This is a genomic window from Desertihabitans brevis, from assembly GCF_003327535.1.
GTDB lineage: Bacteria > Actinomycetota > Actinomycetes > Propionibacteriales > Propionibacteriaceae > Desertihabitans > Desertihabitans brevis.
In genome coordinates, this window is record NZ_QOUI01000001.1 from 673,290 (window position 1) to 685,847 (window position 12,558).

Annotated in this window: 12 protein-coding genes; 2 read left to right on the top strand and 10 right to left on the bottom strand. The window is 73.2% G+C overall.

What is annotated here, in order from left to right; translation table 11 throughout:
- Positions 1 to 33: 33 nt before the first annotated feature.
- The 7 genes from ilvC to ilvD all read right to left on the bottom strand — a co-directional run bounded on the left by ilvC (position 34) and on the right by ilvD (position 8,138).
- Positions 34 to 1,065 carry a ketol-acid reductoisomerase gene (gene ilvC, locus DT076_RS03150; RefSeq protein WP_325048347.1) on the bottom strand — a complete coding sequence of 344 codons (1,032 nt, stop codon included), beginning with the start codon at positions 1,063 to 1,065 and terminating at the stop codon, positions 34 to 36.
- 121 nt (positions 1,066 to 1,186) lie between these two features.
- Positions 1,187 to 1,717, bottom strand: a complete 531-nt coding sequence (gene ilvN, locus DT076_RS03155) for an acetolactate synthase small subunit (RefSeq protein WP_114125125.1) — start codon at positions 1,715 to 1,717, stop codon at positions 1,187 to 1,189.
- Positions 1,714 to 3,489 (bottom strand): acetolactate synthase large subunit, encoded by a 1,776-nt coding sequence (locus DT076_RS03160; RefSeq protein ID WP_233493592.1) that lies wholly within the window; start codon positions 3,487 to 3,489, stop codon positions 1,714 to 1,716. Before DT076_RS03160 ends, ilvN begins: the two co-directional genes overlap by 4 nt.
- 292 nt (positions 3,490 to 3,781) lie before the next feature.
- Positions 3,782 to 4,903 (bottom strand): spore photoproduct lyase family protein, encoded by a 1,122-nt coding sequence (locus tag DT076_RS03165; RefSeq protein ID WP_114125127.1) that lies wholly within the window; start codon positions 4,901 to 4,903, stop codon positions 3,782 to 3,784.
- A 338-nt stretch (positions 4,904 to 5,241) separates the two neighbouring features.
- The gene (locus DT076_RS03170; protein WP_114125128.1) at positions 5,242 to 5,817 is read right to left on the bottom strand and encodes an AAA family ATPase; all 576 of its coding nucleotides are present in this window, start codon (positions 5,815 to 5,817) and stop codon (positions 5,242 to 5,244) included.
- Between the two features lie 111 nt (positions 5,818 to 5,928).
- Positions 5,929 to 6,426, bottom strand: a complete 498-nt coding sequence (locus tag DT076_RS03175) for a GNAT family N-acetyltransferase (RefSeq protein WP_114125129.1) — start codon at positions 6,424 to 6,426, stop codon at positions 5,929 to 5,931.
- Between the two features lie 2 nt (positions 6,427 to 6,428).
- Positions 6,429 to 8,138, bottom strand: coding sequence for a dihydroxy-acid dehydratase (gene ilvD / locus DT076_RS03180; RefSeq protein WP_114125130.1), 1,710 nt, complete (start codon positions 8,136 to 8,138; stop codon positions 6,429 to 6,431).
- 78 nt (positions 8,139 to 8,216) lie between these two features.
- Between ilvD and DT076_RS03185 the strand changes: the two genes are divergently transcribed.
- Both DT076_RS03185 and DT076_RS03190 read left to right on the top strand, forming a co-directional pair.
- A complete protein-coding gene (locus DT076_RS03185) occupies positions 8,217 to 8,540 on the top strand; it encodes a SelT/SelW/SelH family protein (protein ID WP_114125131.1) in 324 nt (107 codons plus the stop codon).
- A 4-nt stretch (positions 8,541 to 8,544) separates the two neighbouring features.
- Positions 8,545 to 9,912 carry a sugar transferase gene (locus DT076_RS03190; RefSeq protein ID WP_158548026.1) on the top strand — a complete coding sequence of 456 codons (1,368 nt, stop codon included), beginning with the start codon at positions 8,545 to 8,547 and terminating at the stop codon, positions 9,910 to 9,912.
- 57 nt (positions 9,913 to 9,969) lie between these two features.
- On the opposite strand, the gene DT076_RS03195 is transcribed toward DT076_RS03190, so the two are convergent.
- From DT076_RS03195 to DT076_RS03205, 3 genes are read right to left on the bottom strand one after another with little or no spacing between them, the layout of a single operon-like run.
- The gene (locus DT076_RS03195; RefSeq protein ID WP_114125133.1) at positions 9,970 to 11,208 is read right to left on the bottom strand and encodes a glycosyltransferase 87 family protein; all 1,239 of its coding nucleotides are present in this window, start codon (positions 11,206 to 11,208) and stop codon (positions 9,970 to 9,972) included.
- Positions 11,205 to 11,603 (bottom strand): HIT family protein, encoded by a 399-nt coding sequence (locus tag DT076_RS03200; RefSeq protein WP_114125134.1) that lies wholly within the window; start codon positions 11,601 to 11,603, stop codon positions 11,205 to 11,207. Before DT076_RS03200 ends, DT076_RS03195 begins: the two co-directional genes overlap by 4 nt.
- Positions 11,604 to 11,607: 4 nt before the next feature.
- Positions 11,608 to 12,540, bottom strand: a complete 933-nt coding sequence (locus DT076_RS03205) for a 2-hydroxyacid dehydrogenase (protein ID WP_114125135.1) — start codon at positions 12,538 to 12,540, stop codon at positions 11,608 to 11,610.
- Positions 12,541 to 12,558 lie beyond the last annotated feature (18 nt).

Genomic DNA, 12,558 nt, shown 5'->3' on the forward strand with positions numbered 1-12,558 from the left:
GGGACCCGGGGCCGGTCGGCCGTCGGAGATCGATCAGCGGGCGGCGGTGCCCTCGACGTAGTCGTCGTCGTGGCTCTTGACCCAGGCCATCATGCTGCGCAGCTGCTTGCCGGTGGACTCGATCGGGTGCTGCTCGCCCTCGGCGCGGAACTTCTTGAACTCCGGCGCGCCGGCGTCCTGGTCGTCGATGAACCGCTGGGCGAAGGTGCCGTTCTGCACGTCGGTGAGGACGGCCTTCATGTTCTCCTTGACCCGGGCGTCGATGACCCGCGGCCCGGACACGTAGTCGCCGTACTCGGCGGTGTCGGAGATGCTCCAGCGCTGCTTGGCGATGCCGCCCTCGTACATCAGGTCGACGATGAGCTTGAGCTCGTGCAGGCACTCGAAGTAGGCCACCTCCGGCTGGTAGCCGGCCTCGACCAGGGTCTCGAACCCGGCCTGGATCAGCGCGCTGGCGCCACCGCAGAGGACGGCCTGCTCGCCGAACAGGTCGGTCTCGGTCTCCTCGGTGAAGGTGGTCTTGATGCCGCCGGCCCGGAGCCCGCCGATGCCCTTGGCGTAGGAGAGCGCGAGCTCCCAGGCCTGGCCGGAGGCGTCCTGCTCGACCGCGACCAGCACCGGGACGCCGCGGCCCTCGGTGTACTCGCGGCGCACCAGGTGGCCGGGACCCTTCGGGGCGACCATCGCCACGTCGACGCCCTGCGGCGGGGTGACGTAGCCGAAGCGGATGTTGAAGCCGTGGGCGAAGAACAGCGCGTCGCCGTCCTGCAGGTTGGGCTCGATCGCCTCGGTGTAGAGCTGGCGCTGCAGGTGGTCGGGCACCGCGACCATGATGAGGTCGGCCTCGGCGCAGGCCTCGCCCGGGGTGAGGACGCGCAGACCCTGGGCCTCGGCCCGCTCCCGGCTGCGGCTGCCCTCGGGCAGCCCGATCCGCACGTCGACGCCGGAGTCGCGCAGCGACAGGGCGTGCGCGTGGCCCTGGCTGCCGAAGCCGAGGACGGCCACGGTGCGGCCCTGGATCACCGACAGGTCGGCGTCGTCGTCATGGAACATCTGTGCTGCCACGGGTGCATCTCCTTGGGTTGCTGCTGGGTGGTGGATCACGCCCGCTGTCGCGGCTCGCGCCTGGGGCGTGACGTTATCGGGGTCGACTGCCGGGCCGGCGCGCTGACCAGGCGGTGGTCGCTCAGACCACCCGCACCCGCTGGCGGTCCGCCCGGGTGCTGCGGTCGGTGATGGAGCGGGGGCCGCGGCCGAGGGCGACCAGCCCGGACTGCACCAGCTCGCGCACGCCGAACGGCTCCAGCATGGTGAGCATGGCCTGCAGCTTCTCCGGGCTGCCGGTCGCCATCACCACGATCGCCTCGTTGGTGGCGTCGACGGCCTTGGCCTTGAACAGCTGGATGACCTCCAGCACGTCGCTGCGGGTGGCGGCGTCGGTGGCGACCTTGATCAGCATGAGCTCCTGGCGGACGGCGTCCGGCTCGAGCTCGACGATCTTGATCACCTCGACGAGCTTGTTGAGCTGTTTGGTCAGCTGCTCGACGGTGTGCTCCTCGGCGTCGACCACCAGGGTGATCCGCGAGATGTCCTCCTGCTCGGTGGGGCCGACGGCGAGGGAGTCGATGTTGAACCCGCGCCTTGAGAACAGCGCCGACACGCGGGCCAGCACACCCGGCCGGTCGGCCACCAGGACGCTCAGGGTGTGGGTGCTCACAGCTCCTCCTCGTCCCACTGCGGGGCCATGTCGCGGGCGTACTGGATGGCGTCGTTGCTGGTGCCGGCCGGGACCATCGGCCACACCATGGCGTCCTTGTGGACGATGAACTCGACCACCACCGGGCGGTCGGTGATCGCCAGCGCCTGGTTGATCACGGTGTCGACCTCCTCGGCGGTGCTGGCGCGCAGCCCGACGCAGCCCATCGCCTCGGCGAGCTTGACGAAGTCGGGGACCAGATGGGTCTTGAGGTCGGTGTTGGAGTAGCGCCCGCCGTAGAACAGCGTCTGCCACTGCCGCACCATGCCGAGCGACTGGTTGTTGATGACGGCGATCTTCACCGGGATGCCCTCCAGGGCGCAGGTGACCAGCTCCTGGTTGGTCATCTGGAAGCAGCCGTCGCCGTCGATCCCCCACACCACCGCGTCGGGCTGGCCGACCTGGGCGCCCATGGCGGCCGGCACGCAGTAGCCCATGGTGCCGGCGCCGCCGGAGTTGAGCCAGCGGCCCGGACGCTCGTGCGGCAGGAAGTGCGCGGCCCACATCTGGTGCTGCCCGACCCCGGCGGCCCAGTAGGCGTTCTCCGGGCCGGTCAGCTCGCCGATCCGCCGGATCACCTGCTGCGGGGAGAGGGTGCCGTCGTCGGGCTCGTCGTAGCCGGTCGGGTAGCGGGCCTCCATGTCGAGCAGCTGCTGCTGCCAGCTGGTCAGGTCGGGCAGCTCGGTCTCGCCGAGCTGGGCCACCAGGCTGGTCAGCACCTCCTTGACGTCGCCGACGATCGGGCAGTCGGCGGTGCGGTTCTTGGAGATCTCCGCCGGGTCGATGTCGGCGTGGATGACGCGGGCGTTCGGCGCGAAGGAGGACAGCTCGCCGGTGACCCGGTCGTCGAAGCGGGCGCCGAGGCTGATCAGCAGGTCGCTGCGCTGCAGCGCGCCGACCGCGGCCACGGTGCCGTGCATCCCGGGCATGCCGAGGTTGAGCCGGTGGCTGTCGGGGAAGACGCCGCGGGCCATCAGGGTGGTGACCACCGGGATCCCGGTCAGCTCGACCAGCTCGGCCAGCTCCTCCGCGGCGCGGGCCTTGACCACGCCGCCGCCGACGTAGAGCACCGGACGGCGGGCGGCCGCGACGAGCCGGGCGGCCTCGCGGATCTGCTTGGCGTGCGGGCGGGTGACCGGGTGGTAGCCGGGCAGGTCGATGCTGGTCGGCCAGCTGAAGGTGGTCTTGGCCTGCAGGGCGTCCTTGGTGATGTCGACCAGCACCGGTCCGGGACGTCCGGTGCGCGCCAGGTGGAAGGCCTCGGCGATCGCCTCGGGGATGTCGGCGGCGTCGGTGATGAGGAAGCTGTGCTTGGTGATCGGCATGGTGATGCCGCGGATGTCGGCCTCCTGGAAGGCGTCGGTGCCGATCGAACGGCCGGCGACCTGGCCCGTGATGGCCACCACGGGCACGGAGTCCATCATCGCGTCGGCCAGCGGGGTGACGAGGTTGGTCGCCCCGGGTCCGGAGGTGGCCATGCAGACGCCGACCTTGCCGGTGGCCACCGCGTAGCCCTCGGCGGCGTGCCCGGCGCCCTGCTCGTGGCGGACCAGGATGTGGCGGATCGAGGAGTCGAAGAGCGGGTCGTAGGCGGGCAGGATAGCCCCGCCGGGGATCCCGAAGATCACCTCCACGCCGGCCTTCTCCAGCGAGCGCACGAGCGACTCGGACCCGGTGATGAGCTCGCCGGTGCCGGCGACGGCGCCGGTGACGGTGGCGGGGGTGGTGGTCACGGCGAGAGCCTCCCTGCTCGACATGGGCCGATCATCTCCTCTGACGTCAGGCCGCCGGGGGCGGCCGGTGCTGGTGCAACAAAAAACCCCCGCAGCCCGGGTGGGCACACGAGGGAGCGTGTCGACGACGGTGGGTTACCGGCCGACACGCCTGGGGAGTACGAGGACGATCTGCTGCACGGGACCACCGTCCCCCATCCGCCCCCTCGTGTCAACGGTCGGGACCAGACGTCCGCATCCCGGACGCCCACGGGCCCGGCCCGCAGCCGGACGCGTCGTGGTCCAGGTCGGCTCAGAAGGCGTAGCGGATGCGCAGCCACGGCGTCTCCTGCTCCACCAGCGCGGTCAGCTCGGCGATCGCGCGCCGCTTGAGGGCGACCCGGTAGCGCACGTTCTCCGCACCGTTCTGCGACCGCTTCACCTCCTGCAGGTCGGGACGCCAGAGCCGCTCCTCCGCCTTCGGGTGCCAGCCGAGGTTGACCTCGTGCAGGCCGGCGTTGTGGGTGAGCATGATGACCTCGGCCGCCGCCTGGGCCCGGGCCCGCTCCCCCAGCCCGTCGGCCAGGTGGCGCAGCAGCTCGCGCCAGTCGTCCTGCCAGCCCGGTCGCAGCACCACCGGTGAGAAGTTGAGGTGCACCTCGTAGCCGGCGGCCACGAAGTCGTCGACCGCCGCGATCCGCTCCGCGACCGGGGAGGTGCGCAGGTCGAGCAGGCGGGCATCGGTCTCGGGCATCAGCGAGAACCGGACGCGGGTGCGGCCCTGCGGGTCGAGCCGCAGCAGGTCGCGGTTGACGTGCTTGGTGGCGAAGGAGGCCTTCGCGGTCGGCCACTGCCGGAAGGCCGCCACGAGGTCGGCGACGTTGTCGCTGATCGCGGCGTCGACCGAGCAGTCGCTGTTCTCGCCGAGGTCGTAGACCCAGGACTCCGGATCGCACTGGTTGGGCGTCGTCTTCGGCCCCTGCTTGCGGATGTGGCGGCCGAGGTGGGCGGTGATCGCCTCGATGTTGGTGAACACCGTGACGGGGTTGGCGTAGCCCTTGCGGCGCGGGACGTAGCAGTAGGCGCAGGCCATCGCGCAGCCGTTGGACGCCGAGGGGGCGATGAAGTCGGCCGAGCGCCCGTTGGGCCGGGTCTGCAGGGACTTCTTCACCCCGAGCACCAGGTCCTCGGTCTTCACCCGGACCCAGCGCTCGACGTTGCCGGCGTTGCCGTGCAGCTCGGGGATCTGCCAGTGCGAGGCCACCGGGACGACCTCGGCGTCGGGGAACCGGGCCAGTACCTGCTGCCCGCGCGGGGACTCCGCGGCGGCGGCCTCGGCCCAGATCCGGCGGACCTGGAGCAGCCGCGGCACCCGCACCGGCGGCTCGGGGGCCGCGGCGGTGGTGGGGGCGGTGTCGAAGAGGGAGGGCTGCACCCCTCCTTCCTACCCGACGGCACCGACAGAACCCGTCCGTGCGAGGGCCGCTGCAGCCGGTCAGCGGCGGTCGGGCCCGGGTCCCGGCCGGCAGCGCGGGCGCCACCGGGTGCGGCGGCGCTCCGGGTCGCCGCCCACCTCGGCGACGACCGCGACGGGCGTGCCGCAGCGCAGGCAGGCCCGGTGCGGCCGGCCGGCCACCCAGTGCGTCTGCCCGCGCCAGACGACGACCGAGCAGCGCCGCGTCGAGGCGCCGGGCCACCCGGTACACGCTCTCACCCTCCGGCACCACACCATCGTGGCGCGCCGGACGACGACCCCGTGGCCGGCCCGGTCGCTCAGGCGCCCAGCGCGGTCGGCTGGGAGCGGAGGACGTCCGGGGCGCCGACCCGGGTGGTCAGCACCACCCGGTCCCAGGGCGGCTGCGGAGGCACGACCGGATCGGCGCCGAGCTGCGCGCGGAGCCGGAGCCAGCGCTCCCAGTGGCCGTCGAAGCGGCGGGGGTCGAGCACCCGTCCGCGGGCCCGCTGCCCGGCCAGCGCCTCGGCCCGGCTGGTCTCGATCAGCACCAGCGTGGTGCGCCAGCCGCACCGGCGGGCGAGCTGGGCCTCCAGGTGGCGCAGCCATGGCCGGGTCGCGGTGTCGTGGACGAGCAGCCGGCGCAGGTCGGGCCGCGGGGCCAGCAGGTGGCCGAGCACCCGCAGGTACTGCACCGCGTGCACCACCGGCCGCAGCCAGCGGTAGGGCACCGCCGGGCCGAGCCGGGCCCGCAGCGCGGCCGTCACCTGCTCCGGGTCGAGCACGGTGGTCCCGGGCGTGGCCGGCAGCCTCCGCAGCACGGTCGACTTGCCGGCTCCGGGCACGCCGCCGACGAAGACCACCTCGGGGCTGGTGTCGGGTCGGCGCTCGGTCATGGGACCAGCATGACGCGGCCGGCTGTGCGCGGGCCGTGCACGCGCCCGGAACCAGGGAGGAGTCGGGACCGATCCCGGGCGCCGGTCCAGGGGTGCCCAGAACAGCGGCGCTCAGACCAGCGGCAGGTACATCACGTGCAGGCCGACGTAGCCCGAGCCGGCCGAGCGGTACGCACCGGGGACGGTGCCGACGACCTCGAACCCCAGGCTCTGCCACAGCCTGACCGCGGCGGTGTTGGTCTCCACCACCGCGTTGAACTGGATGCCGCGGTAGCCCTGCCGGCGGTGCCAGTCGACGACGTGCTCCCCCAGCCGGCGGCCCACCTGCCGCCCGCGGGCGTCCGGGTCGACCATGAAGCTGGCGGTGCCGACGTGGTCGCCCCGGCCGGGCCGGTTCGGACCCATCTTGGCGGTGCCGAGGACCCGGCCGTCCTCCTCCAGCACCACCGTGCGTCCCGGCGGCCGCTCCAGCCACAGCTCGGCCGCCCGCTCGGCGGTGAGGTCCTCGGGGTAGGCGTAGCTCTCTCCGCTGGCCACCACCGCGGAGAAGATCGGCCAGATCCGTGGCCAGTCCTCCGCGGTGGCGGTCCGGATCGCCTCGTCGGCCACCGTCAGCCGGTGATCGCGCCGACGCTGGCCGAGCGGACCAGCGCGGAGTACTTCTTCAGCACCCCGCGGCGGGCCCGGTCGGCCGGCGGGCGCGGTGTCCAGCCCTCGGCGCGGACGGCCAGCTCGGCGGGGTCGACATGCAGGTCGAGGGTGCCGTGGGCGACGTCGAGGGTGATGGTGTCGCCGTCGCGGACGAAGGCGATCGGACCGCCGTCGACCGCCTCGGGGGCGATGTGGCCGACGCAGAGCCCCGTGGTGCCGCCGGAGAAGCGGCCGTCGGTGATGAGCATGACGTCCTTGCCCAGCCCGGCGCCCTTGATCGCGCCGGTGATGGCCAGCATCTCCCGCATGCCGGGGCCGCCCTTGGGTCCCTCGTAGCGGATGACGACGACGTCGCCGGCGGTCACGGTGCCGTCCTCCAGGGCGTCCATCGCGGCGCGCTCGCCGTCGAAGACGCGGGCGGTGCCGGTGACCACCTCGGTGTCGAACCCGGCGCTCTTGACCACCGCACCCTCGGGGGCGAGCGAGCCCTTGAGGATGGTGATGCCGCCGGTGGGGTGCATCGGCTGGCCGAGGGCGCGGATGATGGTGCCGTCGACGTCGGGCGGGGCGATGTCGGCGAGGTTCTCCGCCATCGTCTTGCCGGTCACGGTGAGGCAGTCGCCGTGCAGCAGGTCGGCGTCGAGCAGGGCCTTCATCACCACCGGCACGCCGCCGACGCGGTCGACGTCGGTCATCACGAACCGGCCGAACGGCTTGAGGTCGCCCAGGTGCGGCACCTTCTTGCCGATCCGGATGAAGTCGTCGAGGGTGAGGTCGACCTCGGCCTCGTGGGCGATGGCCAGCAGGTGCAGCACCGCGTTGGTGGAGCCGCCGAAGGCCATGGTGACCGCGATGGCGTTCTCGAAGGCCTCCTTGGTGAGGATCTGGCGGGCGGTGATCCCCTGGCGCAGCATCCCCACCGCGGCCTCGCCGCTGCGACGGGCGAACCCGTCGCGGCGGCGGTCGACGGCCGGCGGGGCGGCTGAGCCGGGCACCGACATGCCGAGCGCCTCGGCGGCGCTGGCCATCGTGTTCGCGGTGTACATGCCGCCGCAGGCGCCCTCGCCGGGGCAGATCGCCTTCTCGATCCGGGTCACCTCGTCGCGGCTGATCAGCCCCTTGACGCAGGCGCCGACCGCCTCGAAGGCGTCGATGATGGTGACGTCGCGGCCGTCCACCTTGCCCGGCAGGATCGAGCCGGCGTAGAGGAACACCGAGGCGAGGTCGAGCCGGGCCGCCGCCATCAGCATGCCGGGCAGCGACTTGTCGCAGCCGGCCAGCAGCACCGAGCCGTCCAGCCGCTCGGCCTCCATCACCGTCTCCACCGAGTCGGCGATGATCTCGCGGCTGACCAGCGAGTAGTGCATGCCCTCGTGGCCCATCGAGATGCCGTCGGAGACCGAGATGGTGCCGAACTCCAGCGGGTAGCCGCCGGCGGCGTGGACGCCGTCCTTGACGGCCTTGGCCAGCCGGTCCAACGAGAGGTTGCAGGGGGTGATCTCGTTCCAGCTGGAAGCGACGCCGATCTGCGGCTTGGCGAAGTCGTCGTCGCCCATGCCCACCGCGCGCAGCATGCCGCGGGCGGCGGTGGCCTCGAGGCCGTCCGTCACCGCCCGGGAGCGGGGCTTGATGTCGCTGCGGGTGGGGGCTGGCGCGGAGTCGATCGACATGGACGTCACAGTAATCCGTCGCCCGGACGCGTCGTGGCGTGTCCGCGACTCGTCGCCGATGGGCGAGGATGGGCAGCGATGACCAGCTCCGGACCCGTCCCCGCGGACGCACCTGACGCCCCTGGCCCGGGCACCCGCGCGAGCGTGCGGATCACCTACTGCACCCAGTGCCAGTGGCTGCTGCGGGCGTCCTGGCTGGCCGGGGAGCTGCTGACCAGCTTCGGCACCGACCTGGAGGTGACGCTGTCCCCCGGCACCGGCGGGGTGTTCGAGGTGCGGGTGGGCGACACGGTGGTGTGGGAGCGGCGCCGTGACGGCGGGTTCCCCGAGGCCAAGGAGCTCAAGCGTCGGGTGCGCGATGTCGTCGACCCCGGGCGCGACCTCGGCCACACCGACCGCTGACGCCGTGACCGAGCCAGCGCGGACGCCCGCCACCCCCCGACGGGTCCGGGTGCTGCGCGCGCTCAACCGCCGCGGGCTGCGGCTGCTGCACCTGGCCGACGCGCTCAGCGTCTACCTCACCCTGTGGCTGGTCACCGGGGTGCTCGTGCTGCTGCGCACCGACTTCAACGCCGCCGCCTACGCCGAGCGCTACGCCTGGACCTACGCGCTGGTGGTGCTGGTGCACCTGGCCGTCTTCTACTTCGGCGGGCTGTACGACCGCGAGCACCGGCTCGGGGTGCGGCCGAACGCGGCCCGGATCATCACCCTGGTCTGGTTCGCCTCGCTGCTGGTCGGTCTGATCAGCTGGCTCAACGGCGAGTACCTGATCCCCCGCAGCGTGCTGCTGGTCTACGGGGTGGTCGGCCCCTTCGGGCTGGTGGCCAACCGGGCGGTCTCGCGCCGGCTGCGGCTGCGCAGCGAGGGACCGCCGCGGGTGCTGCTGGTCGGCGAGCCGACCACGGTGGCGCTGGCTCAGCAGCACCTCAGCGCCACCGGGGAGAAGGTGACGGTCGCCGGGCACTGCCCCGACGTGGTCGACATCGTCGCCCGCGCCCGCCGGGTCGGCGCCACCGACGTCGTGCTGCTGGACGCCGGTTCGCTGGAGGCGCTCTACACCTCGGCGCTGGCCGACCTGGAACGGGCCGGCATCGCCACCCTGCAGATCGTCCGCCCGCAGGACTCGCTGCTCGGGCTGCGCAACGTGGGCGAGCTGGGCGGGATGCCGTTCGTGCTGCTGTCCACCCACGCCCTCACCCCCTCCCAGCACCGGCTCAAGCGGTGGATGGACCTGCTGGTGCTGCTGGTGACCGCGCCGCTGACCATCCCGCTGGGGCTGCTGACCACGCTCTACGTGGCCGTGGTGGCCGGACGCCCGCTGCTGTTCGTCCAGCACCGGGTCGGTTTCGAGGGCCGCCCGTACCGGATGCTGAAGTTCCGCACCATGGGCGTGGACGCCGAGCGCGCCACCGGCCCGGTGCAGGCCGCCGCCGACGACCCGCGGGTGCTGCGCGGGATGGCCTGGCTGCGCGCCACCCGGCTGGACGAGCTGCCGCAGCTGCTCAACGTGCTGCAGGGCAGCATGACGATCGTCGGCCCGCGCCCGGAGCGGCCGGAGGAGATGGAGGCCTACGAGCGCGCCTTCCCCGGTTACCGGCGCCGGCACCAGACGCTGCCCGGGATCACCGGGCTGGCCCAGGTGTACGGGCGCTACCACACCCACATCGAGTACAAGCTGGGCCACGACCTGCACTACCTGGCCGACTGGTCCCCCGTGCTCGACCTGCAGATCATGGTCCGCACGGTGTGGGTGATCCTCACCCGCCGGGTGTGACCGGCGTCCAGGGCCGGCGGCCGAGGGCGTCCAGCAGCCGGGCCTGGGTGTCGGTTCTCAGGACCCGGGCGGGGCGGACGCCGCCACCGACCGGGACGCCCGCAGCTGCTGCACGGCGAGCACCACCAGCAGCGCCAGCCCGGTGAGCGGGCCGAGGCTGCCGACGAGGTCCTGCAGCGGGCCGTAGGAGCGTTCCACGTCCTGGCCGTAGGGCAGCGTCGCCAGCGGCAGGCAGATCGAGACCCACAGCACCCAGAACCCGCCTACGGCCAGCAGCCACCGCGGCATCCGGCCGTCCCGCCAGGCGGTCAGCAGCGCCATCGCCAGCACCACCACCCACACGTGGTGGTGGGTCCACGACAGCGGCGAGGCCAGGCAGGTCGCCATCCCGACCAGCGCCACCGCGAACACCTGGTGGCCGGCCCGCCACCAGTGCCGGGCCACCACCACCGACAGCAGCGCCACCACCCCGGCCAGCGCCAGCCCGCCCAGGGTGAGCGGCCGGGAGTCGCCGAGCAGCCGGGCCACCACGCCGAGCAGGGACTGGTTGCCGACGTAGATCGGTCCGGCGGTGCGGGTGTCGCCCATCGCCAGCCCGCCGAAGAACTCCAGCGTCCGGGCCGGCTGGGCGATCGCCCCGACCACGGTGAAGGCCAGGAACGAGGCGATCGCGACCAGCGCCGGGCGGCGGCGTCCGAGCGCGAGCAGCAGCAGCACGAACAGCGCCGGGGTCAGCTTGATCGCCGCGGCCAGCCCGATCAGCGAGCCCCGCGGCCACCACCGCCGCTCCCCCTCCGCATCGGGCAGCAGGTCGGCCACCACGAGGAACATCAGGAAGGTGTTGACCTGGCCGTAGCCCAGCGTGGTGCGGATCGGCTCCACCGCCAGCACCACGACGACCCCGAGCAGCGCCAACCGCCACCCGCGCGGGGCGCCGCAGCGGCGCAGCACCGACTGCTGGGCGGCCACCCCGGCCAGCGTCCACAGCACCTGCCACAGCGCGTAGGGCCCGAACGCCAGCGGCGTCATCAGCACCGCCGCCACCGGGGGGTAGATGAAGAACAGCCCGTAGCCGGGGCTCTGGGTGGTGTAGATGTTGCCACCGGCCAGCATGTCGCGGACCGCGAGGACGTAGACGTCGAGGTCGATGGTGGCCGGCACCCACGGCCAGGCCCGGCCCCCGGAGATGACGAACGGCAGCACCACGAGCGCCGCCACGAACGGCGGCAGCAGCTCGACCGCCCAGCGGCCGACGCGGCTCCCGGTGGCGGTCGTCGGCGTCGGAGCAGCGCTCACGCCGTCAGCTCGCGGTGCACGTCGTCCAGCTCGTCGGGGTCGGCGGTCTTCTCCAGCAGCCCGCGCAGACCCGGCGCCGCGGTGTAGCGCGGCACCAGGTGCACGTGCAGGTGCCCGACCTCCTGCCCGGCCACCTCGCCGGCGGAGCTGAACACGTTCAGCCCGGCGCACCCCAGCCGGTCGCGCAGCAGCCGGGCGCAGGTCTCCACCGCCGGCGCGATCTCCGTCCAGGCCCCGTCGGCGCTGAGCACCGACTCCACGTGGCGCCGCGGCACCACCAGGGTGTGGCCGCGGTGGAAGGGGGCGATGTCGAGGAAGGCCACGGCGTGCTCGTCGGCGTGCACCTGCCGTGAGGGCAGCTCACCGGCGACGATCCGGCAGAACAGGCAGGACATGGGTTCAGTTGACCACATTCTCCAGCGGCTCACCGGCGGCGAACCGGCGCAGCTGGGCGGCCACCAGCCGGTCCCGGCGCGGCTCGAAGGCGCTGGAGTAGCCGCCGACGTGCGGGGCGAGGACCACGTTGGGGACGTCCCACAGCGGGTGGTCGGCGGGCAGCGGCTCGGGGTCGACGACGTCGAGCGCGGCGGACAGCCGTCCCGACGAGGTCTCGGCCAGCAGCGCGTCGGTGTCGACCACCTTGCCGCGGGAGACGTTGACCACCAGCGCGTCGTCGGGCAGCCGGGCCAGCATGGCGGCGTCCAGCAGGCCCTCGGTCTGGTCGGTCAGCGGGGTGATGACGAAGAGCACGGTGATCCGGGGCAGCCGGTCGGCGAGCTCGTCGACGGCCAGCACCTCCGGCTCGGTGCGCGGGCGGCGGGCGAAGCGGGTCACCGAGGCCACCTCGAAGCCGGCGAGCCGGGCCTCGATGGCCTGCCCGATCCGGCCGTAGCCGAGGATGCCGACGTGCTGGTCGGCCAGCGAGCGGCCCCAGGCCGGCGCCCACTGCCGGTCGGCCTGCTGGCGGGCGAAGCGGTCGAGCCGGCGCCCGCTGGCCAGGGCCAGCGCGATCGCCAGCTCGGCGGTGGAGGTGTCGTGGATGCCGCCGCCGTTGCACAGGGTCACGCCGTCGGGCACCCGCGGCAGCACGTTCTCGAAGCCGGCCGACTGCAGCTGCAGCACCTTCAGCGAGGTCATCTCCCCGGCGCGGTCCAACGCCTCGGTGGAGGTCATGTAGGGCACCACCGCGAACTCGACGTCGGCCACCGACTCCGGCAGCTCGGTCGCCTTGACCCACGGCTCGAAGCGGACGCCCTCGGGCAGCTCGCCGACGGCGGCCTCCGCCGTCTCGAGATCGGGGTAGGGCAGCCACACCACGCGTTCGCTCGTCATGGCGGCATCCTCCCAGAC